Annotated in this window: 18 protein-coding genes and 1 pseudogene; 7 read left to right on the plus strand and 12 right to left on the minus strand. The window is 70.4% G+C overall.

Annotation, left to right across the window (positions count from 1 at the left end; all coding sequences use genetic code 11):
• Position 1: 1 nt before the first annotated feature.
• Entirely contained in the window at positions 2-2,380 is a 2,379-nt protein-coding gene (locus LUX31_RS10455; protein ID WP_235479868.1) for an ATP/GTP-binding protein, read from the minus strand.
• A gap of 170 nt (positions 2,381-2,550) precedes the next feature.
• Entirely contained in the window at positions 2,551-2,991 is a 441-nt protein-coding gene (locus LUX31_RS10460) for a hypothetical protein (RefSeq protein WP_235474509.1), read from the minus strand.
• A 239-nt stretch (positions 2,992-3,230) separates the two neighbouring features.
• On the opposite strand from LUX31_RS10460, the gene LUX31_RS10465 reads away from it, so the two are divergent.
• The 3 genes from LUX31_RS10465 to LUX31_RS10475 all read left to right on the plus strand — a co-directional run bounded on the left by LUX31_RS10465 (position 3,231) and on the right by LUX31_RS10475 (position 6,176).
• Entirely contained in the window at positions 3,231-3,653 is a 423-nt protein-coding gene (locus tag LUX31_RS10465) for a hypothetical protein (protein ID WP_235474510.1), read from the plus strand.
• Positions 3,654-3,799: 146 nt separating this feature from the next.
• Positions 3,800-5,143 (plus strand): 4-aminobutyrate--2-oxoglutarate transaminase, encoded by a 1,344-nt coding sequence (gabT, locus tag LUX31_RS10470; RefSeq protein WP_235474511.1) that lies wholly within the window; start codon positions 3,800-3,802, stop codon positions 5,141-5,143.
• A 349-nt stretch (positions 5,144-5,492) separates the two neighbouring features.
• On the plus strand, positions 5,493-6,176 hold the full coding sequence (locus LUX31_RS10475; protein ID WP_235474512.1) for a phosphatase PAP2 family protein: 684 nt from the start codon (positions 5,493-5,495) through the stop codon (positions 6,174-6,176).
• A gap of 151 nt (positions 6,177-6,327) precedes the next feature.
• Here the strand turns inward: LUX31_RS10475 and LUX31_RS10480 are convergent, their stop codons facing one another.
• The 7 genes from LUX31_RS10480 to LUX31_RS10510 form a co-directional block, all read right to left on the minus strand.
• On the minus strand, positions 6,328-6,780 hold the full coding sequence (locus LUX31_RS10480; RefSeq protein ID WP_235474513.1) for a bifunctional DNA primase/polymerase: 453 nt from the start codon (positions 6,778-6,780) through the stop codon (positions 6,328-6,330).
• 196 nt (positions 6,781-6,976) lie between these two features.
• Positions 6,977-8,401 carry an NAD(P)/FAD-dependent oxidoreductase gene (locus LUX31_RS10485; protein ID WP_235474514.1) on the minus strand — a complete coding sequence of 475 codons (1,425 nt, stop codon included), beginning with the start codon at positions 8,399-8,401 and terminating at the stop codon, positions 6,977-6,979.
• A 30-nt stretch (positions 8,402-8,431) separates the two neighbouring features.
• A complete protein-coding gene (locus LUX31_RS10490; RefSeq protein ID WP_235474515.1) occupies positions 8,432-9,247 on the minus strand; it encodes an ABC transporter permease in 816 nt (271 codons plus the stop codon).
• A complete protein-coding gene (locus LUX31_RS10495) occupies positions 9,248-10,174 on the minus strand; it encodes an ABC transporter permease (RefSeq protein WP_235474516.1) in 927 nt (308 codons plus the stop codon).
• A complete protein-coding gene (locus LUX31_RS10500) occupies positions 10,174-11,331 on the minus strand; it encodes an ABC transporter ATP-binding protein (protein WP_235474517.1) in 1,158 nt (385 codons plus the stop codon). The genes LUX31_RS10495 and LUX31_RS10500 overlap by 1 nt, the downstream gene beginning before the upstream one ends.
• 52 nt (positions 11,332-11,383) lie before the next feature.
• The gene (locus LUX31_RS10505) at positions 11,384-12,631 is read right to left on the minus strand and encodes an ABC transporter substrate-binding protein (RefSeq protein ID WP_235474518.1); all 1,248 of its coding nucleotides are present in this window, start codon (positions 12,629-12,631) and stop codon (positions 11,384-11,386) included.
• Between the two features lie 56 nt (positions 12,632-12,687).
• Positions 12,688-14,211, minus strand: coding sequence for a gamma-aminobutyraldehyde dehydrogenase (locus LUX31_RS10510; protein WP_235474519.1), 1,524 nt, complete (start codon positions 14,209-14,211; stop codon positions 12,688-12,690).
• Positions 14,212-14,418: 207 nt separating this feature from the next.
• Between LUX31_RS10510 and LUX31_RS10515 the strand changes: the two genes are divergently transcribed.
• On the plus strand, positions 14,419-14,973 hold the full coding sequence (locus LUX31_RS10515) for an NADAR family protein (RefSeq protein ID WP_235474520.1): 555 nt from the start codon (positions 14,419-14,421) through the stop codon (positions 14,971-14,973).
• 130 nt (positions 14,974-15,103) lie between these two features.
• Here LUX31_RS10515 and LUX31_RS10520 read toward each other — a convergent pair whose 3' ends face one another.
• A complete protein-coding gene (locus LUX31_RS10520) occupies positions 15,104-16,048 on the minus strand; it encodes a DUF4190 domain-containing protein (protein WP_235474521.1) in 945 nt (314 codons plus the stop codon).
• A 188-nt stretch (positions 16,049-16,236) separates the two neighbouring features.
• Between LUX31_RS10520 and LUX31_RS10525 the strand changes: the two are divergent.
• Both LUX31_RS10525 and LUX31_RS10530 read left to right on the plus strand, forming a co-directional pair.
• Positions 16,237-17,371: pseudogene (locus LUX31_RS10525) on the plus strand (adenosine deaminase).
• A 46-nt stretch (positions 17,372-17,417) separates the two neighbouring features.
• Positions 17,418-18,101 (plus strand): glycerophosphodiester phosphodiesterase, encoded by a 684-nt coding sequence (locus LUX31_RS10530; RefSeq protein ID WP_235474523.1) that lies wholly within the window; start codon positions 17,418-17,420, stop codon positions 18,099-18,101.
• A 16-nt stretch (positions 18,102-18,117) separates the two neighbouring features.
• Here LUX31_RS10530 and LUX31_RS10535 read toward each other — a convergent pair whose 3' ends face one another.
• Positions 18,118-18,777: an NADPH-dependent F420 reductase gene (locus LUX31_RS10535; RefSeq protein WP_235474524.1), complete on the minus strand. Its 660-nt coding sequence runs from the start codon at positions 18,775-18,777 to the stop codon at positions 18,118-18,120.
• 40 nt (positions 18,778-18,817) lie between these two features.
• On the opposite strand from LUX31_RS10535, the gene LUX31_RS10540 reads away from it, so the two are divergent.
• Positions 18,818-19,189 (plus strand): winged helix-turn-helix transcriptional regulator, encoded by a 372-nt coding sequence (locus LUX31_RS10540; protein ID WP_235474525.1) that lies wholly within the window; start codon positions 18,818-18,820, stop codon positions 19,187-19,189.
• On the opposite strand, the gene LUX31_RS10545 is transcribed toward LUX31_RS10540, so the two are convergent.
• Positions 19,171-20,844, minus strand: coding sequence for an RNA polymerase sigma factor (locus tag LUX31_RS10545; protein WP_235474526.1), 1,674 nt, complete (start codon positions 20,842-20,844; stop codon positions 19,171-19,173). The genes LUX31_RS10540 and LUX31_RS10545 overlap by 19 nt on opposite strands.
• Positions 20,845-21,131 lie beyond the last annotated feature (287 nt).

Consider the following 21,131-nt stretch of genomic DNA (forward strand, 5'->3'; position numbering starts at 1 on the left):
CTCAGCCCCGCAGATCCACCAGCAGCGGCGGCGCGTGCTCGCCCTCGACGGTCGTCAGTGACAGCACCGCGTGCCCCGGCGGCACCTCGTGCGCCAGTTCGGACGCCGACCAGCGCTCCCGTTCGACCGTACGTACGGTCACGGCGTCGGTCGTGACGGCCTTGCCGGTGACGAGCTTGCGCAGAGCGTGGATGGCGCGGGTCATCGGCTGGTCCGCGAAGACCGTGTGCTTGGCCACGTCCCGCGTCTCCACCCATGCCGTGCCCCAGGCCTGCGCGAACCGGCCGCCGTCCCAGGTCGTCACGCCGGAGAACGCCATCCGGCAGCCGACAGCGCCGTACAGCGGCCCGTGCAGCGCCTCCGGGACGTCGCCGATGGTCCGCAGGGCGAGTACGACGCCCGCGTTCTGGGAGCGCATCCGCTGGATACGCCGTACCGAACCGGCGGTGACCGTCCCGGTCGCGTCGTCGAGGACCAGACAGGCGAAGTGCGGGCGCCGTCCGTCCCGTACGACGGCACTGAACTGCGCGAGGACGAGCCGCGTGATCAGCCGCGCGGCCTCCTCGTGACCGTGCTCCGGCAGATCGACGCGGACGCGCAGCGGATGCTGGGTGAGGGAGCGCAGGGAGAAGGCCCGAGCGGCACCGCCCCCACCGAAGAACCCGTCGAAGACGGGCCGGTTGAGCAGCGAGAGCCGGTCCGCGACGATCCGGCCGACGTCCGCCGGGCTCGCCGACTGCCGGATGCGTACGTCGAGTTCGCGCCGCATGACGGTGAACTCGTCCCCCGCGAGGGCGTCCCGCAGGGCGGTCAGCGCGGCGGGGTCGCTCTCCAGCAGCTCCCGCAGCACCGGCAGGGCGGGGAAACGGCCGTGCGCCGCCCTGTACGGCCCGAGCACCTGAGCGAGCGCGGTGGCCGCACTCTCGGTGCCGACGGTGTCGAGGTCGCCGACCAGCGCCTCGGCGAGGAAGGCGGCGGCCTCGTCGGGGTCGTCGGAGTCGGCGTACGGATCGAGGTCGTGGACGGAGTCACGATCCCCTATCCGTACGACGACATCGAACGCGGAGTCGGCGGCAAGGGGCGTCCCCGGCGCGGAGACGGCGACAAAGGCGCACTGCCCGGTGAGCGCCCGCAGGGCCAGCGCCTCGGTCACCGGTTCGATGAGCTGCCGTGTCTTGCCCGCCCCCGACGGCCCAACGGCGAGCAACGACGTGCCGAGCACCTCGGGCCCGAGCGCGGCACCGGCGCCGTGGTAGACGAGCGGCGCCCGCTCGGCCGCCACCCACCGCCCGATACGCACCTGCCCCACGGACAGATCGTGCTGCGCGGTACGCCGGGCGAGGTCCCGCGCTCCGGAGGGATGACTCCAGGCGCCGGCCCCCTGCCGCAACACGGCGTCCCGGAAGCCCGCGAGCGCCCCGTCACGCCTGGCAGCCGCCCACGCGTGCTCGACCCGCGCACAGTCGACGTCGTTCATACGACCGCCGGCCACCTCGGCGGTGAGCAGCTCGGCGGCCTCGTACTGCCCGGCCTCGCGCAGGTCGGGCCACTGTTCACGGGGCCGGTCGGCGGGCAGGGGCCCGGTGGGCCCGGCAGCGGCCTTACGAGCGGCGAGCCGCTCCTTGACGTACCCCCACCAGCCCCCGATCCGCGCGAACGGCCAGACGACAAGCAGAGTGATGACGGCGTACAGCCCGGCCTTGAACGCGGTCGACCCGAACACATCGAACCCACCGGCGATCAGGGCGACGAGGGCGAAGACGGCGTCGACGATCGGCAGGGCGTCCCAGCCGACGCCCGGAAAGGCGTCGGGAAACACGAACCCGAGCGTGACAAGAGCGCCGAGCAGCGCGAACAGCGCCCGCGCGGGCTGCGGGCGGCGCGCGACGAAATGCCGGGCGATGTCGGGCCAACTGCCCAGTCGCCCCATGGCGTAGAGCAGCACCAGAAAGAAAACACCGTTGTAGACGAGGACGGCAGCGCTGCCCTCCCACCCCTTGGGCGAGACGGTGCCACCCCACCACCAGTCCTCAGGCGTGAAGAGCTTCAGCAGCACCGACTGGTAGGGCATCGCACCCCGCCGCCAGACCGACCACAGGAACAACCCGACCACGAGCGGAACGAGTATCCCGACGACGGTGACCGGGGAGAGACGTTCCGCCGCCTGCGCCCCCTTGGGCAGCCGGTACCCGTACCGCCAGATCCCCGGCTTGGCCGCGGGCCGAGGCTCATTGAGCCACTCGGCGACGGACGCACGAGCAGCCACCCCCGGCGCCCGCACCGGCCGAGGCGGCACGGAGGGCCCGCCCGGCGGCCCCGCCGGACGCGGCACAGGACTCGCATGCGTACCCCGCGCGTCCTGCGTCCCGTCGCTGTCCATCGCCTTGCCCCCTGACCAGCCGTTCCGTCCATCATCAGCCATCAGGCGTCAATCTAACGCCCCGACAAGGGGAGTTCACCGCTCACAGGGCCGACTTCGCGGAGCGGACCTGCGTGTTCCGGATATCGTCGTCCCTTCTCGCAGGCTGCGAAAGACACAACGGGGGCTTCTCAAGTGACCGACCAGAACGACTCGGCGTACGGCGAGGGGGCTGTGGCGTGGGACGACCCCGCGACCCGGCGTGCGTGGCGACGCCAGACGGGACGCAGTCTGCTGATCGTCGCCGTCTGCGCCGGGTACTGGACCCTGTTCGCCAACGCCACGGACGCGGTGCTGGGGCGACTGGTCTGGGTGACCGTGGCCTTCTTCCTGTTCACGGCGATACGCGTCCCCCTGGAACTGCTCGCCGAACTCCCGAACGCCTGGCAGGTCCGCCGCGTCCTGCGCGCCCATCCCTGGCACACCACCGTGAATCCACCGCACGGCGTCTCGGACCATCCGAAGGCCCAGGACGTGCGCAACGCATGGTTCGAGGTACCCGACCCCGCCGCGCCGGAGCAGCGGCTGCCGTTGGTGCTCTCCAGCACGCCGAGCTGGTGGAGGCGGCGCATGCGTGCGGATGCTCCGGTGGAGCGTCGGGAACAGATCGCCGTCCTGTGGTGGTGCGGCGTCCCGGGCGAGCGACTCGTCATCGCGGCCTCCCGCCGCACGGAGAAGGCCCCGCGCCACATGCGCGAGCAGTACCAGCGCAACCTCCTGGTCCCGGCGGAGGGCGCGCCCCGGCCGGATGCCGCCGTCCCCACGCCCGGAGTGAGCGCGCTGTCCCACCCACCGCGCGATACGCCGCCGGATGCGCGGCCTCCTCGTGGCGCTCTTCCTCATCTGGCCGACCCTGATGTGTCTCCAGATCGCGGAGGTGGTGGCGGACGAGGGCCACGACAGGATCGGCCTGTTCGCCTTTCCCCTGGTCCTCGAAGTGACGCTCCTCCCCTTGCACATCGGCCTGATCGTGGCCGTCCGCCGCATGGCGGCGACGCTCACCGAGCACTCGTGGCGCCTGGTCGACTGCGAGATCCGCCGCCATGGCACGAATCAGCGGATCACCGTCGGCGGCCTCACCCTGGCGATGGCCCCGCGAGTCCACCTCGACCCGCGGGCCACCCAGCTGTGGATGGCCGGCCACCCGGACCGGCGCTGCCTGGTCTCCGAGCCCGGCGGCGCCCGCCCGCTCCGCGCCGACGCTATGTCCACCACGGACAACCGAATCCCCTGACAACGCCCACATGGAGCATGCCCACCCCCCTCTCTCACCCCTAGCCTGCGGAGAAAGAAACGAAGCGTCCGAAATTCTCCGCCCGCGAACCCCACCCGGAAGCCCAGCCAGGAAACTCCGGTTCGCAAGATCACCAGGGAGCCCTCATGACCGCCCTTCCCCCCCTCCCCCAGGAGCGCCGCCTACTCACCCCCATCCCCGGCCCCAAGTCCCAGGAGCTCCAGGCCCGGCGGCTGGCCGCCGTCGCGGGTGGGGTCGGGTCCGTGCTGCCCGTCTTCACCGCGCGTGCGGGTGGCGGGATCATCGAGGACGTCGACGGGAACCGGCTGATCGACTTCGGGTCCGGTATCGCCGTCACCTCCGTCGGCGCGAGCGCCGAGGCCGTCGTGCGGCGGGCCTCCGCCCAGCTCGCCGCCTTCACGCACACCTGTTTCATGGTCACGCCGTACGAGGGGTACGTCGAGGTCGCCGAGGCGCTCGCCGAGCTGACGCCGGGCGATCACGCCAAGAAGAGCGCCCTCTTCAACAGCGGCGCCGAGGCCGTCGAGAACGCCGTGAAGATCGCGCGGGCGTACACCAAGCAGCAGGCCGTGGTCGTGTTCGACCACGGGTACCACGGGCGTACGAACCTCACGATGGCCCTCACCGCCAAGAACATGCCGTACAAGCACGGCTTCGGGCCGTTCGCGCCCGAGGTGTACCGCGTCCCGGTCGCCTATGGGTATCGGTGGCCGACCGGGGCGGACAACGCCGGGCCCGAGGCCGCCGCTCAGGCCATCGACCAGATCAGCAAGCAGGTCGGGGCCGAGAACGTCGCCGCGATCATCATCGAGCCGGTGCTCGGCGAGGGCGGGTTCATCGAGCCCGCGAAGGGGTTCCTGCCGGCCGTCCGGCAGTTCGCCGCCGACAACGGCATCGTCTTCGTCGCCGATGAGATCCAGTCCGGGTTCTGCCGTACGGGACAGTGGTTCGCGTGCGAGGACGAGGGCATCGTGCCCGACCTGATCACCACCGCGAAGGGCATCGCGGGCGGGCTGCCGCTCGCCGCCGTCACCGGGCGCGCCGAGATCATGGACGCCGCGCACGCGGGCGGCCTCGGTGGAACGTACGGCGGGAACCCGGTCGCCTGTGCGGGTGCGCTCGGCTCGATCGAGACCATGAAGGAACTCGATCTCAACGCCCGGGCCAAGCACATCGAGTCCGTCATGAAGGCCCGGCTGTCCGCCATGGCCGAGAAGTACGAGGTCATCGGGGACATCCGTGGGCGCGGCGCCATGATCGCCATCGAGCTGGTCAAGGACCGCACCACCAAGGAGCCCCACCCGGAGGCGACCGCCGCGCTCGCCAAGGCCTGTCACCAAGAGGGTTTGGTGGTCCTTACCTGTGGTACCTACGGCAACGTCCTCCGCTTCCTGCCCCCGCTGGTGATCGGTGAGGACCTCCTCAACGAGGGCCTCGACATCATCGAGCAGGCCTTCACCAGCGTCTGACCCGTTCCTGGTTCCCGCCGCCCCTCCGCACCACCCGTTCGCATCAGTCCAACGGCCCGGATTCCGCTTGTTTCCGGGCCCGTGCGGAGCCGGCGCGGACGCCGTCAGAGCGTGTGAAGAAGGTGTGCGGGGTGGATGGCGGGTCGCCGATCCGCCTGTTTCAGCCGCCTCCCCTGCCGTAGGTTCTATCCAGATGAGAGATACACCCCGCCCGCAGGAAACTGTGGGTGGCACCTGGTCGGGGCCTCCCCAGCTTCGATCCGGTCGTGCCCTCGCGCACACAACCGGAGCTTCCGGCTCCGGGTCTCCTCACCGATCGGACAGTCGCCCGCCCCAAACCCCCCGGGGCGTGCGACGATCCGATCTGATCGACCGGCCCGGTACTCTCCCCCCTGTTCCGGGCCGGTCGAACTCTCGTTTTCTCCTCACCCTTCTGACCCTCGCGGTCCTCCTCTTCGCGCTGATCACCTGGCAGGTCGCCGTCCACGGCCCCCTCGCCCGCGCGGACGAACGCCTCAGCGACTCACTGGTCCACCCCACTCGCGGCTGGGCGCTCCTCGCCGATCTCGGCGGCATCGCGGTCGCCGTTCCGGTCCTTCTCGTCGTCCTGGTGTACGTCGGACTGCGCGCGCGTCGGGCGGGTACGGAACGCTGGTGGCGGGAACCGGTCGGCGCGGGCGTGCTGATGGCGGCCGTACCGGCGATCGTCGTACCGCTGAAGGAACTGGTAGCCCGGTCCGGGCCGCCGGTCATGGGTCCCGGCACCGGCTTCTACCCCTCCGGTCACACCGCGACGGCCGTCGTCGCCTACGGCTCCGCCACGCTGCTCCTGCTGCCGTGGCTGCGCCGTACGTACGCCCGTCGGCTCGTCCTGATCAGCTGCCTCGTCCTCAACGCGGCCGTCGCCGTCGGGCTGGTCGTCCGGGGTTTCCACTGGCCGCTGGACGTGGTGGCGAGCTGGTGCCTGTGCTCGGCGCTGCTGATCCTGCTGCGGCTCTTCGTCGTCCGCAGGCCGCCCTCACCCTCGGCCTGATCCTCCAGACTCCCCCTGATCCCGTCGGCGGTCACGCCCTCTCTCCCCCCAACAACACACACCTGTGGGCCACATGGCCACGGTTCGCGTCGACCGCACGGACGGCCGACGAGAGCGTGGTCATGCGGTGACTACGAGAACCGCGCGAGCCTCACCTGTCCTCGTCCGTCGCCAGACCCGCCGCCGCCTCGTGCATGGCCAGTTCGAGGAGTGCCGGGTCGGTGAGGGTGCCCGAGCCGTCCGGCGGGACCAGCCAACGGACGCCTCCGGTCGCGCGGTTGGGGTACGGCACGACGATCCACGTGCCGTTTCCCGCCGTACGCACCCCCGTGCCCAGCCAGCGGGCCGCAGTGCCCGGCGGCACGAAGAACCCCATCCGGGAGTCGCCGAAGTCGACGAGCACCGGGCCGAGTTGGTCGATGACGCGGGTGAGGACGTCGAGGGTGGGGTAACCGAGTTCGCCCGGCAGGATCAGTACGTCCCAGGCCTTGCCGGCGGGCAGCAGCGCGATCCCCAGGGGATTGCGCTCCCACTCCCACCGACAGGCCTCGGGATCCGGAGCCACGGACGCCAGCCACTCGACCGCCGTTTTCGCCCCTGTCATGAGGGGTCCTCCCTTTCTCTGTGAACGCTGGTCGCGTCACGTGGAAGAGAGAGGTTTCCCGCAAGCATTACGCGGGTTCCGCAAGGTTTCGGGAGTGAACCGGCTCATAGCCACTGAGCTGGGCGCAAGCGCCCCCTAAGGGGCGCGGGGAACTGCGCGACAAGCCCCCACCGCCCCGCAGCCGACGAACAACCCACTAGCTGTCGAATCCCAGCCCGAACCGATCCATCGCCCGAAGCCACAGATTCCGCCGCCCCCCACGCGAATCCGCCCGCGCCAACGACCACTTGGTCAAGGCAATCCCCGTCCACGCAAACGGCTCCGGCGGAAACGGCAACGGCTTCCTACGCACCATCGTCAACGACGTCCGCTCCCCCGCCAGCAGATCCAGCATCACGTCCGCCCCGAAGCGCGTCGCGCCGACGCCGAGGCCGGTGAATCCCGCCGCATACGCCACGCGCCCCCCGTGCGCGGTGCCGAAGAACGCCGAGAAGCGCGAGCAGGTGTCGATCGCGCCGCCCCACGCGTGGGTGAAGCGGACGCCCTCCAGCTGCGGGAAGCAGGTGAAGAAGTGGTCGGCCAGCTTGGCGTAGGTCTCGGGGCGGTCGTCGTACTCGGCGCGCACCCGGCCGCCGTACGGATAGATCGCGTCGTAACCGCCCCACAGGACACGGTTGTCGGCGCTCAGCCGGAAGTAGTGGAACTGGTTGGCGCTGTCCCCGAGGCCCTGCCGCCCCCGCCAGCCGACCGACGCGAGATGCTCCTCGCTCAGGGGTTCGGTCATCAGCGCGTAGTCGTAGACGGGGACGGTGTACGCCCGGACCCGCTTCACCAGGCTCGGGAAGATGTTCGTCCCGAGCGCGATCCGACGGGCGCGGACCGACCCGTAAGGGGTGCGTACGGCCATGCCCGCGCCGTACGGCCGCAGCGTGAGCGCCGGTGTGTGCTCGTACACGCGCACGCCCAGGCGCAGACAGGCCCGCTTGAGCCCCCAGGCCAGTTTCGCCGGGTTGAGCAGCGCGACGCCGGTGCGGTCGTGCAGGCCGGCCAGGAAGGTGGGGGACGCGACCTGGTCCCGTACCGCCTCCGCGTCCAGGAACTCGGTGCCGGTCGCCAGGCCCTTGGCCGTCAACTCCTCGTGCCAGGCGCGGAGTCCGGCCGCCTGGTGGGGTTCGGTGGCCACGTCGATCTCGCCGGTGCGCTCGAAGTCGCAGTCCAGAGCGTGGCGGGCGACCGCCTTCTCGATCTCGTCGAGGTTCCGCGCGCCCAGTTCCTGGAGGCGGTGGATCTCGTCCGGCCAGCGGGCGAGGCCGTTGGCCAGGCCATGGGTGAGGGACGCGGCGCAGAAGCCACCGTTGCGGCCGGAGGCGGCCCAGCCCACCTCGCGGCCCTCGACGAGCACGACATCCCGTTGCGGGTCGCGCTCCTTGGCGATCAGCGCGGTCCACAGCCCGCTGTAGCCGCCGCCCACGACGAGCAGATCGCAGGTCTCGCCGCCGGTGAGGGCGGGTTCGGGGTGCGGCTTGCCGGGGTCGTCCAACCAGTAGGCGACCGGCTGGGCGTCGGAAAGGGATTTCGTCCAGCGATTTACGTTTCCATGGGTCATGGCGCTTGGGGCCATGATTCCAACTCCCTACGAGAATCACGAGAACTATGAGGTCTTCTGCCTGTTTCTGCGGTTGCCGATGACCATTCCAGCCAGTACGAACAGGACGGCGACCAGGAACATGGCCGTGCCGATGACATTGATCTGCACGGGAGTTCCGCGCTGCGCCGAGCCCCAGACGAACATGGGGAAGGTGACGGTCGAGCCCGCGTTGAAATTGGTGATGATGAAATCGTCGAAGGAGAGAGCGAAGGCGAGCAGCGCGCCCGCGGCGATTCCGGGGGCCGCGATGGGCAGGGTCACGCGTACGAAGGTCTGCACCGGGCCCGCGTAGAGGTCCCGGGCGGCCTCCTCAAGGCGCGGGTCCATCGACATCACGCGCGCCTTCACGGCGACGACGACGAAGCTGAGGCAGAACATGATGTGGGCGATCAGGATCGTCCAGAAGCCCAGCTGCGCGCCCAGGTTGAGGAACAGGGTGAGCAGCGAGGCCGCCATGACGACCTCGGGCATCGCCATGGGGAGGAAGATCAGGGAGTTGACGGCGCCCCGCGCGCGGAAGCGGTACCGCACCAGCGCGAAGGCGATCATCGTGCCGAGGACGGTCGCCCCGACGGTCGCCCAGAAGGCGATCCTGAGGCTCAGCGAGAGCGAGCCGCAGAGGTCGGCGACCCCGCAGGGATCGCGCCAGGCGTCGGTCGAGAACTGCTGCCACTCGTAATTGAAGCGGCCCTTCGGCTTGTTGAAGGAGAAGACCGTGACGACCACGTTCGGCAGCAGGAGATAGCCGAGTGTGATGAGTCCCGCGATGACGACGAAATGGCTCTTGAGCCAGCGCCCGATGGAATGCACGAAGGCCATTTAAACCAGGTCCTCCGTCCCGGACTTGCGGATGTAGAGGGTGACCATGATGAGGATCGCCGCCATGAGGATGAAGGAGAGCGCGGCGGCCGTCGGATAGTCGAGGATGCGCAGGAACTGCGTCTGGATGACGTTTCCGATCATGCGCGTGTCCGTCGAGCCGAGGAGGTCGGCGTTGACGTAGTCGCCGCTCGCCGGGATGAAGGTGAGCAGCGTGCCGGAGACGACCCCGGGCATCGACAGCGGGAAGGTGACCTTGCGGAAGGTCGTGAACGGCCTGGCGTACAGGTCGCCGGCCGCCTCGTGCAGCCGTCCGTCGATGCGTTCGAGCGAGGTGTAGAGCGGCAGGATCATGAACGGCAGGAAGTTGTACGTCAGACCGCAGACCACCGCGAGCGGCGTGGCCAGCACCCGGTCCCCGGCCGTGATGCCGAGCCAGCTGGTGACGTCCAGGACATGCAGCGAGTTGAGGGCGCCGACGACCGGGCCGCCGTCCGCGAGGATCGTCTTCCAGGCGAGCGTACGGATCAGGAAGCTGGTGAAGAACGGCGCGATGACCAGGATCATGATCAGGTTGCGCCAGCGTCCCGCGCGGAACGCGATCAGATACGCGAGCGGATAGCCCAGCACCAGACACAGGATCGTCGCGGCGCCCGCGTACAGCACCGAGCGCAGGAACTGCGGCCAGTAGTCGGCCACGGCGTCCCAGTAGGTCGCGAAGTGCCAGGTGACCTTGTAGCCCTCCTCCAGGGAGCCCGTCTGCACGGACGTGGAGGCCTGGTAAACCATCGGCAGGGCGAAGAACACGAACAGCCAGAGCAGACCGGGCAGGAGCAGCCAATACGGCGTCCAGCGGCCCCTTTTACGCGAGGGCTTCTTGACCGGTGCGGGCGCCAGGGGCGGCGCTTCGGGGGTCGCGGTGGCCATCAGGCGGCCGCCTCCTCGTCGACCGTGCCGACGCCCGCGTCGATGTCCTGGTCGGCGTCGAGCCCGAAGGTGTGGGCCGGGTTCCAGTGCAGGACGACGTCCGCGCCGGGGGCGAGCCTGGCGTCGCGGTCGATGTTCTGGACGTACACCTCGAACTCGGGACAGACGGGGCTGTCGATGACGTACTGCGTGGAGACGCCGATGAAACTCGTGTCGGCGATCTTGCCGGTGATGCGGTTGCGGCCGGCCGGGATGTCGCCGGCGTCGTCCGCGTGCGTGAGGGAGATCTTCTCGGGGCGGACCCCGACGAGCACCTTGCCGCCGGTCCTGGTCGGCGCGGAACAGCGGGCCTCGGGGAGCAGGAGCTTGCCGCCGCCCGCCTTGAGGACGATCTCGTCGCCGCTCTTGGCGTCCACCTCGGCCTCGATGAGGTTGGAGGTGCCGAGGAAGTTCGCGACGAACGTCGTCTGCGGGTTCTCGTAGAGGTCGGCGGGCGACCCGAGCTGTTCCACGCGCCCCGCGTTCATCACGGCGACCGTGTCGGCCATCGTCATGGCCTCCTCCTGGTCGTGCGTGACATGGACGAACGTGATGCCGACCTCGGTCTGGATGCGCTTCAGCTCCAGCTGCATCTGGCGGCGCAGCTTGAGGTCGAGGGCGCCGAGCGGCTCGTCGAGGAGCAGCACCTTGGGGGTGTTGATCAGCGCACGGGCCACGGCGACGCGCTGCTGCTGGCCACCGGAGAGCTGGTGCGGCTTCTTGCGCGCCTGCTCGCCCAGCTGGACGAGTTCCAGCATGTCCTCGACCTGCTTCTTCACGGACTTGATGCCGCGCCGGCGCAGGCCGAAGGCGACGTTCTCGAAGATGTCGAGGTGCGGGAAGAGGGCGTACGACTGGAAGACGGTGTTCACGGGCCGCTTGTACGGCGGCAGGTTGGTGACCTCCTGCTCGCCGAGGTAGACGGTCCCGGAGGAAGGTTCCTCCAGCCCGGCGATCATCCGCAGGGTGGTCGTCTTGCCGCAGCCGGAAGCGCCGAGCAAGGCGAAGAAGGAGCCTTGCGGGACGGTGAGGTCGAGGGGGTGTACGGCGGTGAAGGAGCCGTAGTTCTTGCTGATCCCGGAGAGACGGACGTCGCCGCCGTGTTCTGTGCTGGTCATGGTGTGGTCCTTGGGGAGTCGGAGAGGTGTCGCACCGCTGGGGCAGGCGTGGCTACGCCCCTGTCAACTTCGCGAACTTCTCCTCGTACGCCGTCTCTTCTTTCTGGCTCAAGGACCTGAACGCGTGGGACTTCGCGGCCATCGCCGCGTCGGGGATGATCAGCGGGTTGTCCGCCGCCGACTCGTCGATCTTCGCGAGGTAGGGCCTCACTCCGTCGACGGGACACACGTAGTTGATGTAGGCGGCCAGTTCGGCGGCGGGTTCGGGCTCGTAGTAGTAGTCCATGAGCCGCTCGGCGTTCGTCTTGTGGCGCGCCTTGTTGGGGATCAGCATGTTGTCGCTGGACGTGATGTAGCCGCTGTCCGGGATGATGAAGTCGATGTCCGGGCTGTCCGCCTTGAGCTGGACGACGTCCCCGGCCCAGGCGATACAGGCCGCGAAGTCGCCCGAGGTCAGGTCGGCCGTGTAGTCGTTGCCGGAGAAGCGGCGGATCTGGCCCTGGTCGACGGCCTTCTGGAGACGGGCGATCGCCGCGTCGTAGTCGTCGTCGGTGAACTTCGCCGGGTCCTTGCCCATGTCGAGCAGGGTCATGCCGATGCTGTCGCGCATCTCGGAGAGGAACCCGACGCGCCCCTTCAGCTTGGGGTTGTCGAGCATGTCGGAGACCGACTTCACCTCGACACCGTCGAGCGCCTTCTTGTTGTAGGCGATGACGGTCGAGATGCCCTGCCAGGGGTACGAGTAGGCGCGGCCCGGGTCCCAGTCGGGGCTGCGGAACTGCTCCGCCAGGTTCGCGAACGCGTGCGGGAGGTTCGACGCGTCCAGCTTCTGGACCCAGCCGAGGCGGATCAGCCGGCCGGCGAGCCAGTCGGTGAGGACGATGATGTCCCGGCCGGTGTCCTGGCCCGCCGCGAGCTGCGGCTTGATCTTGCCGAAGAACTCGACGTTGTCGTTGATGTCCTCGGTGTACTTGACCTTGATGCCGGTCCTCTTGGTGAACGCGTCGAGCGTGGGGTGGTGCTTCTCGCTCTCGTCGACGTCCATGTACTCGGTCCAGTTGGAGAAGTTGACGGTCTTCTCCTTGGCCGAGTGGTCGTCCGCGGAGACGCCTCCGGCGGTCTTGCCGGCCGCGGGAATGCCGCAGCCGGTCAGCGCGCCGAGGCCGCCGGCCACGAGGGCGCCGCCCGCGGAGGCGCGCAGCAGGGACCGGCGGGTCAGGGCGGCCCTGCCGTTCCTGAAGCTGCGCCGCATGGCGGCCACCTGGGCCGGGGAAAGGCGGTCGGGCTCGTACTGCTCCATGCGCTGGTGCCCTTTCGGGAGGGTGTGCGGCCGCTGGTCGGTCGGCCTGTGTCCGGTCAGCGGTCCCCGAAGATCGTGCGGTGCCAGTCCTTACGGGCAACCGCGGTGTTGTCGAACATGACGTGCTTGGTCTGCGTGTACTCCTCGAACGAGTACGTAGACATGTCCTTGCCGTAGCCGGACGCCTTGTACCCGCCGTGGGGCATCTCGCTGATGATCGGAATGTGGTCGTTGACCCACACACAGCCCGCCTTGATCTCGCGGGTGGCGCGGTTCGCCCGGTAGACGTCCCGGCTCCAGGCGGAGGCGGCGAGACCATAGGGCGTGTCGTTGGCGAGCCGGATGCCTTCGTCGTCGCTGTCGAAGGGGAGTACGACGAGAACGGGCCCGAAGATCTCGGACTGGACGATCTCGCTGTCCTGGGCGGCGTCGGCGACCAGGGTGGGCCGGTAGTAGGCGCCGTTCTTCAGCTCCCCCTGGGGAGCCTCGCCGCCGGTCACCACGCGCGCGTAGGCACGCGCCCGCTCGACGAAACCGGCGACCCGGTCGCGCTGCGCGTGGGAAATAAGCGGCCCGAGGTCGGTACCGGAGGCGAACGGATCACCGAGCCGGACGGTCTCCATAAGGGCGGCCGTTTTCGCGACGAACTCCTCGTACAGCGGCCGTTGCACGTACGCGCGCGTGGCGGCCGTGCAGTCCTGCCCGGTGTTGATGAGGGAGCCCGCGACGGCGCCGTTGACGGCCGCGTCGAGATCGGCGTCGTCGAAGACGACGAAGGGTGCCTTGCCGCCCAGCTCAAGGTGGAGCCGCTTGACGGTGGCGGTGGCGACCTCGGCGACGCGCTTGCCGACGGCGGTGGACCCGGTGAAGGACGTCATGGCGACATCGGGATGCCCGACGAGATGCTCACCGGCCTCCTTGCCGGTCCCGGTGACGACATTGATCACCCCGTCCGGAATCCCGGCCGCGGTGGCCGCCTCGGCGAAGAGGAGCGAGGTCAGCGGGGTCAGCTCGGCGGGCTTCAGGACGATCGTGTTGCCGGCGGCGACCGCCGGGAGGATCTTCCAGGCGGCCATCTGAAGGGGATAGTTCCAGGGCGCGATGGAGCCGACGACACCGATGGGTTCCCGGCGGACGTACGAGGTGTGGTCACCGGAGTACTCCCCGGCCGACTGCCCCTGGAGGTGCCGGGCGGCGCCGGCGAAGAACGCGGTGTTGTCGATCGTCCCCGGCACGTCGAACTCGCGGGTCAGCTTGAGCGGCTTGCCGCACTGGAGGGACTCGGCGCGGGCGAACTCCTCGGCGCGGTCGGCGAGGACGGCGGCGAAGCGGTGCAGCGCGTCGGAACGCTCGCCCGGGGTGGCCCCGGCCCAGCCCGGAAAGGCGGCACGCGCCGCTGCGACGGCCGCGTCCACGTCGTCAGGACCGGCCAGCTCGTACGTGTAGACCTCGTCGCCGGTGGCGGGGTCGACGACCGCGAACGTACGGCCGGAGGTGCCGTGGGTCAGCCGGCCCGCGATGTACTGCGCGCCGGCCGCGAGCCGCTCCTGCGCCGGGAAGCGATGGCCCGGATTGTGCATGTCGCTCTCCTCCGTCGCCCGCCCCGATTTGCGGGGGTCAACGTAGCTCCAGGTCGATTTGAGTGCCGATCCTGACAGAGTAAGTGGACTCCAACAAGGGATTCCGTTGTTGCCATTTGGTTACGCGACGGAATCTGTCGACCAGGTGTCGAGCCGAACGGGAAAAGGCAGGACGCGTTGTCAGTGGTGGCTGCCAGACTCGCGTGCATGGGGAAGATCGATTCTCGGGACACGCTGATCAGCGCGGTCCGGTCGGGGGAACGCATCAAGTATCTGCACTTCTGGGGGCACCGGCCACGCCAGGACGGCCGCGTGGGAGCGAACTGTCTCAGCCAGTGGTGGCCGGCCACGTTCTCGGTGGACGGAGTGGAGTACGCGACGGCGGAGCACTGGATGATGGCCGCCAAGGCCCGCCTGTTCGAGGACCCGGAGGCGGAACACCGGGCGATCACATCACCGAACCCGGCACTGGCGAAGAAGGCCGGCCGTCTCGTACGCGGCTTCGACGAGGCCGTGTGGCAGCGCGAACGCTTCGGAATCGTGGTCGAGGGCAGCGTCCACAAGTTCGCCGCACATCCCGAACTACGGGAGTTCCTCCTGGCCACGGGCAACCGCGTCCTGGTGGAGGCAAGCCCCGTGGACCGCGTGTGGGGCATCGGGCTTGCGGGGGACGACGAGGCGGCACAGGATCCGGAGCGGTGGCAGGGGCCGAATCTGCTGGGGTTCGCGCTGATGGCGGCGCGGGAGAGGTTGCGGGGCTGAGTGGGGTCAGCAAATCCACGCCGGGTTCGTCAACGCGCCCCATAGGGGCGCGGGGAACTGCGCGACCAGCCACGACGGCGCCGCAGACAGCCACAACCCCAAGCCACGCAGACGCAGCCCTGATCGCCCGCTACACCTGCTGCGACAGCACCGTCGAGTACCCGTCATCAAACGTACTCGCGTCACTGTCGTCGCCGAAGGCGATGACGACGACGCCGAACGCCGCAGCGATGACGATCCCAACCGCCCCACAGATGATCCCGGCCAACGCCTGCCCCCCATTGGTCGCCTCACCCCGCCGAACCTTCCCACGCCCGACCACACCGAAGATCACCGCAAGGATGCCCAGGATGATCGCCAGCGGCCACAGACAGAAGATGACGGCCGAGACGATCCCGACCACAAGCGCGGCCGTACCCATGCCATTGCTCGGCTGAGGCGCCATGGGAGCCCAGCCATAGCCGGGGCCACCGCCGTAGGCCGGAGGGGGCGGGGCATACACGGGACCGCCACCGCCGTACCCGGGCTGCTGCGGGTAGCCGTACACCGGCCCGGCCGGATAGGAGTGCGGGGCCTGTCCGGGCCCGTCGGGGGCTATGGGCGGCGGGGGCACAGGCGCGGCGGGCTGCGCGTAGGAGCCGTGTGGGGCAGGGGGCGCGAAGGGATTGTCCTGCGGGGTGCCCGCCACGTGACCGCCGGGCGGGGCGAAGGGGTTGGCCCAGGGCTGGGAGGGCTGAGGCGCGGGCGGAGGCGAGGCGGACGCCGGCGCCGCAGGGACCGTCGGGTGTCCCTGGGCAGAGGGAGGCGGCGGGGTCGTACCCCCGTCGTCCCAGAACAACGTGGCCCCGGAGCCCGAGGCATCCTCGGCCGGCGGTGCCCAGGGATCGAACTCGGGCCCGGAGTCCGCGGTGCCGCCGGAGGCCGACCCGGCGGGAGGCTTGTCCAGCGGGACCCTGGCAGGCGTACCGCCAGCGGGACTCTCGCTTGCGGTCTCACCGGTCGCCGCGCCCTCGGAACTCGCCCCCTCCGAAGGGACGTTCTCCGGTGGATGCGGCGGCTGCGCGGCGTCGGACATGCGTGGGGTCCCCTCGTTCGTGCGTTCCCGTCATGCTACGGCCCGGGATCACAGGGCGACGGGGGACCTCGGCATCCCCTCCCGCCACTCCCCTGCCCGCCAGTCGCCGCGCCCGCTCCCGCTCCCGCCCCTGGACGAAATCCCGTGGGCCTCTCCCCACGGACCCGGCCTACGATGATCCCCGAGTCATCGATCAGCCGATCACCCGCGCCCCGCCGACCGTCGCATGTCCGGGGCGCCGTTCCCGGGGAGGAACCCTTGACCGACAACCACCAGCGTGCCGCGGCGGACGTCCAGGACCCGCACGCCTTCATCGCCGGGCTGCCCAAGGCCGAACTGCACGTCCATCACGTCGGCTCCGCCTCCCCGAGGATCGTGTCGGAGCTGGCCGCGCGCCATCCCGACTCCAAGGTCCCCACCGACCTCGAAGCCCTGGCCGACTACTTCACGTTCACGGACTTCGCCCACTTCATCCAGGTGTACCTGTCCGTCGTGGACCTCATCCGGACCCCGGAGGACGTGCGGCTGCTGACCTACGAGGTGGCCCGCGACCTGGCCCGCCAGCAGGTCCGGTACGCCGAGCTGACCATCACCCCGTTCTCCTCGACCCGCCGCGGTATCGACGAGCGCGCCTTCATGGACGCGATCGAGGACGCCCGGAAGTCGGCCGAGGCCGAGTTCGGGACCGTACTGCGCTGGTGCTTCGACATCCCGGGCGAGGCCGGGCTCGACGCGGCCGAGGAGACCGTACGGCTCGCCACCGACGACCGGCTGCGCCCGGAGGGGCTGGTCTCGTTCGGGCTCGGCGGGCCCGAGATCGGCGTACCGAGGCCGCAGTTCAAGCCGTACTTCGACCGGGCGATCGCCGCCGGACTGCGCTCGGTTCCGCACGCGGGCGAGACCACCGGGCCGGAGACCGTCTGGGACGCGCTGAACCATCTGCGCGCAGAACGAATCGGGCACGGTACGAGTTCCGCTCAGGACGCCGAACTGCTCGCGCACCTCGCCGAGCAGCGCATCGCCCTGGAGGTCTGCCCGACCTCCAACATCGCCACGCGCGCGGTCCGTACGCTCGACGAGCACCCGATCAAGGAGTTCGTGCGGGCCGGGGTCCTCGTGACGATCAACTCCGACGACCCGCCGATGTTCGGCACCGACCTCAACAACGAGTACGCGGTCGCCGGGCGGCTGCTCGACCTCGACGAATGGGGTCTCGCGGACCTCGCCAAGAACGCCGTCGAGGCCTCCTTCCTCGACCCGGCGGGCAAGGCCGCGCTGGCCGCCGAGATCGACACGTACACCTCGGCGTGGCTCGCCCGCTGAGGAACACCGGGGACCATCACGGGCCCCGTCCCAGCACAATGGACCCATGCAGAACGTGACCGCCGTGGCCCATCGCGGCGACCCCTACCGCTTCCGTGAGAACACCATCGACTCGCTGCGTTCCGCGCTCGACCAGGGCGCGGACGCGGTCGAGTTCGACGTACGGCTGACCCGTGACGGCGTACCCGTGCTGCTGCACGACGCGACGCTGAAGCGGCTGTGGGAGCAGGACCGGCCGCTGACCGCGCTGTCGGCGGCCGAGGTGCACGGGCTGACGGAGGGCGGGGTGCCGACGCTCGCGGAGGCGCTGGCCGTGACCGAGGGCAGCCGGGTGATGATCGATCTGCCCGGGTCGCCCGATGTGCGGGCGGTACGGCGGGTGGTGGACGTGGTCCGGGAGTGCGCGGCGGAGGACCGCGCGTACTACTGCGCGGACGCCCCGGCGATGCTCGCCGTCCGCGCGGCCGACCCGTCCGCCGAGATCGCCCTGACCTGGAAGACCCTCGCACCGCCGCGCCCGGCCCTGCTGGCCGCGGTGCGCCCGCGCTGGCTCAACTACCGCTTCGCCCTCGTCGACCGGAGCCTCACGGCACGGGTGCACCGGGACGGCTATCTGCTGTCGGTGTGGACCCCGGACACCCGCCGTTCCATGCGGCGACTGCTCGACGTGGGCGTCGACTCGATCACCACGAACCGCATCGCCGCGTTGTGCGCGCTGCGCAAGGGGTGATGGAGCCTCCGACGGGTCAGGTGCGCCGACCCGCGAACTCCCGTGGCGGCGCGATCGCCTGAGCGTCGGCCCCCTCCCCCACCCACAGCCCGATCAGCAGCGCCGCCGTCGCCTCCAACAGGGCCGCCCGGTCCAGGCTTCCGGCGTTCAGCGGCTCGCAGCCCAGGTCGCGGACGAGTTGTCGTACGACGGACAGCGCGTGTTCGTCGTCGCCGCACAGGGGGACGGCGAGCGGGCGGCCGTCGAAGGCCGGCGGGGTCAGGCGCCAGACGTCCTCGTGGCAGAGGTTGAAGGCCTTGACCACATGGGCGGCGGGGGCGGCCGACGCCACGCGCCGGGCTGCTGAGGGGCCGCCGGCCGTCAGCAGGGCGAAGCCCGGCCCCACTGGGTTGGTGCAGTCGATCACCACCCGTCCGCGCAGCGGGACTTCGAGCGCGGCGACCGTCTCCGCCGCCACCGGGTAGGGCAGCGCGAGGAGTACGGCGTCGGTGTCGTGTTCCGCCGCTTCCCGCAGGCCACCGCTGCCGACGGCCCCGATGCGGTGCGCCAGGTCCGCCGCGCGTCCGGCGTTCCGGCCGCCGACGAAGACCTCGTGACCGGCCCGCGCCCACTGGGCGCCCAGGGCGTCCGCCATTCCCCCCGTACCGAGGATTCCCACTCGCCTTCTCGTTCTCATGTCGCTGACGGTAGAAGGCCGTTGGGGCACCATTCGGTACGTGACCACGGACACCGAACCGCCCTTCCCCTTCCTCGCCGACTGCCGCGCGCGACTCGCCTTCGATCTGCTCGGCAACACCTGGAACGCGGTGGTGGTGTGGGCGCTGCGCCAAGGGCCCGTGCGCCACGGGGAGTTGAAGGACCGGATCGGCGGCATCAGCCAGAAGGTGCTGACCGAGACGCTGCGGCGACTGGAGTTCAACGGGCTCGTCCGACGGCGGGCGTACGGCGGCTCGCCACCGCGCGTGGAGTACGAACTCACCGATCTGGGGCGGTCGTTGCTCGCCCCGGTCGAGGCCTTCGGCGTGTGGGCCTTCGAGCACGGTGACGAGGTCATGGAGGCGCAGGAGAACTACACGCGGGACGCCTGAGCGACGGTCGCCGGATCGGCCGGGGTGGCGCGGGTGACGTACTGCGGAACAGGGGTGTCGTCCTTGCCGGTGTCGCGGACGAGGCCGTAGCGGGTGACGCCCTCGGGGGGTCCGCTGGTCACGTCCTCCTCCACCTTGTCCCAGGTCGTGGGGAAGACGTTGAGGCCGTAGTCGGCGCCGCGTTCGTTGACGGTGAGGGTGACACTGCCGTCGACGTAGAAGTACTCGTTCTGCCACATCTGCTGGGTGCCGGCGGGCAGGACGGTGTAGCCGGTGGTCGCGTTGCCCATGCCGGTCGCGGTGGTGTCGGTGGTGCTGACGCTGTCGTCCATGCGGCGCCCGCCGCCCGAGGCGACGTGGAAGAGCTTGCCCTTCAGGGCGGTCCAGGCCGGCATGGCGAGGCTGCCTGACCGGGTCTGCGGCGTGATCTGCCAGCGGACGAGGACGTAGCCCTTGCCGGTGAGCGTCACGCTGTCCCCGCGGTGGTTCATGGTGGCGTGCGCGCCGCCGGTGCTGTTGATCCCGGTCTCGGTCCGGTGCGGGAGGGCGGCGGGGCGGGCGTTCGGGTCGGGGGCCGTGTCGACGGCATCCACGACCGTGCCGTACACGTCGGTCTTCGGCCGGGTCGCCGACGGGGACGGGGAAGGAGAGGGGGATGCCGACGGGGACCGGGGCGGGAAGGTGGTGGGGGCGTCGGGCGACTGGGCGCGAGCCGTGGGGGCCGCGATGGCCGGCGGCGGGTCCTCCGGGGCCTGCGTCACGACGTACGCGCCGCCCGCGACGATCGTCGCCCCGGCGCTCAGGGCGACGGCCGGCTTGGCCAGGGCGCCGAGCACCTTGCCCGACCAGCCGACGGAAGCGGCGGCGGTGGCCGCCGCGGCCGTCTTGCCGCCGAAGGCCAGCGACAGGGTGAAGCCGACGGGCAGCGGGACGAGCGCGATGCCGACCAGGAGCCGTTCCGCCGGTACGACGACCGCCTCGCCGGGGCTCGCGCAGTACGCGCACCCCCTGAGGTGCCGGGCCAGCCGCTTGCGCCAGACGGAGTCCGGGTCGCCGTCCCAGCGGGCGGTCAGTTCGCGCAGGTCGGGGCAGGCGCCGTCGAGCGCCCGTACGATTCCGCGCGAGGCCTCCAGGCGCTCCTTCATCCGCTGGACGCGGACGGCGGCGTGCTGCCGGCTGATGCCGACGGCCGCCGCCAGCTCCCGCCGGGTGAGTTCGCCCGCGACCTCCAGCCACCACAGCGACAGCAGCTGCCGGTCCTCGTCGTCGAGCCAGCGCACCGCCTCCGCGACCTCGCGCCGCTGCCCCTCCAACTGGAGCCGGAGCACGGTGAGTTCGGCGAAGTCGGCGGCTCCGCCGGCGGTCTCGTCGCGCAGGGTGTCGGTCGTACGGCGGCGGGCGCGGTCCCGGATCTGGCGCATCGCGATGGCGACGAGCCATGACCGGAAGCTGTCCGGGTCGCGCAGTGAGCCCAGGTTGTCGACGGCCCGGAGCATGGTCTCCTGCACGACGTCGTCGACGTCCGCGTGACCGTTCAAGGCCCGGCCGACGATGTTGTAGACCAGCGGCAGCCAGCCCGCGACCAGCTCGTCCAGCGCCCGCCGGTCACCGGCCTGCGCCGCAGCAATGGTGGAACTCCACTGGCGCCCGTCCACGAAAGCCCTTTCTCGTACGTCTGTGCACCTTACGTCGCCCTGTTGCACACCGGCCCCCGCCCCAGTCACACACCGGGTCGCCCTTGGAGACGGATCGGGGGCACCCCCGATAACAGTTTTTCCTCCCCCGCATGCCTGCCAGGACACGACCCCTAGGTGCGATCCCTGACAACTCTCATCCGCGGTAACCCAGTTGGCCTCGGGCCGACACCAGGGTCGACGTCATCCTCGGTGACGATCCGCGCCACCCCGCATGGATCAAGGATGTGAACATCGACACCAGCCGC

It is taken from the genome of Streptomyces sp. GQFP (genome assembly GCF_021545335.1).
In the GTDB taxonomy this organism is placed as follows: Bacteria; Actinomycetota; Actinomycetes; order Streptomycetales; family Streptomycetaceae; genus Streptomyces.

Excerpts from the sequence above, each read along its gene's own strand:
- LUX31_RS10455 (WP_235479868.1), bottom strand. The coding sequence starts at position 2,380 with ATGGACAGCGACGGGACGCAGGACGCGCGGGGTACGCATGCGAGTCCT.
- LUX31_RS10460 (WP_235474509.1), bottom strand. The coding sequence starts at position 2,991 with ATGCGCCGCCTCCACCAGCTCGGCGTGCTGGAGAGCACCAACGGCAGC.
- LUX31_RS10465 (WP_235474510.1), top strand. The coding sequence starts at position 3,231 with ATGCGCGGCCTCCTCGTGGCGCTCTTCCTCATCTGGCCGACCCTGATG.
- gabT (WP_235474511.1), top strand. The coding sequence starts at position 3,800 with ATGACCGCCCTTCCCCCCCTCCCCCAGGAGCGCCGCCTACTCACCCCC.
- LUX31_RS10480 (WP_235474513.1), bottom strand. The coding sequence starts at position 6,780 with ATGACAGGGGCGAAAACGGCGGTCGAGTGGCTGGCGTCCGTGGCTCCG.
- LUX31_RS10485 (WP_235474514.1), bottom strand. The coding sequence starts at position 8,401 with ATGGCCCCAAGCGCCATGACCCATGGAAACGTAAATCGCTGGACGAAA.
- LUX31_RS10490 (WP_235474515.1), bottom strand. The coding sequence starts at position 9,247 with ATGGCCTTCGTGCATTCCATCGGGCGCTGGCTCAAGAGCCATTTCGTC.
- LUX31_RS10495 (WP_235474516.1), bottom strand. The coding sequence starts at position 10,174 with ATGGCCACCGCGACCCCCGAAGCGCCGCCCCTGGCGCCCGCACCGGTC.
- LUX31_RS10500 (WP_235474517.1), bottom strand. The coding sequence starts at position 11,331 with ATGACCAGCACAGAACACGGCGGCGACGTCCGTCTCTCCGGGATCAGC.
- LUX31_RS10505 (WP_235474518.1), bottom strand. The coding sequence starts at position 12,631 with ATGGAGCAGTACGAGCCCGACCGCCTTTCCCCGGCCCAGGTGGCCGCC.
- LUX31_RS10510 (WP_235474519.1), bottom strand. The coding sequence starts at position 14,211 with ATGCACAATCCGGGCCATCGCTTCCCGGCGCAGGAGCGGCTCGCGGCC.
- LUX31_RS10515 (WP_235474520.1), top strand. The coding sequence starts at position 14,419 with ATGGGGAAGATCGATTCTCGGGACACGCTGATCAGCGCGGTCCGGTCG.
- LUX31_RS10520 (WP_235474521.1), bottom strand. The coding sequence starts at position 16,048 with ATGTCCGACGCCGCGCAGCCGCCGCATCCACCGGAGAACGTCCCTTCG.
- LUX31_RS10530 (WP_235474523.1), top strand. The coding sequence starts at position 17,418 with ATGCAGAACGTGACCGCCGTGGCCCATCGCGGCGACCCCTACCGCTTC.
- LUX31_RS10535 (WP_235474524.1), bottom strand. The coding sequence starts at position 18,777 with ATGAGAACGAGAAGGCGAGTGGGAATCCTCGGTACGGGGGGAATGGCG.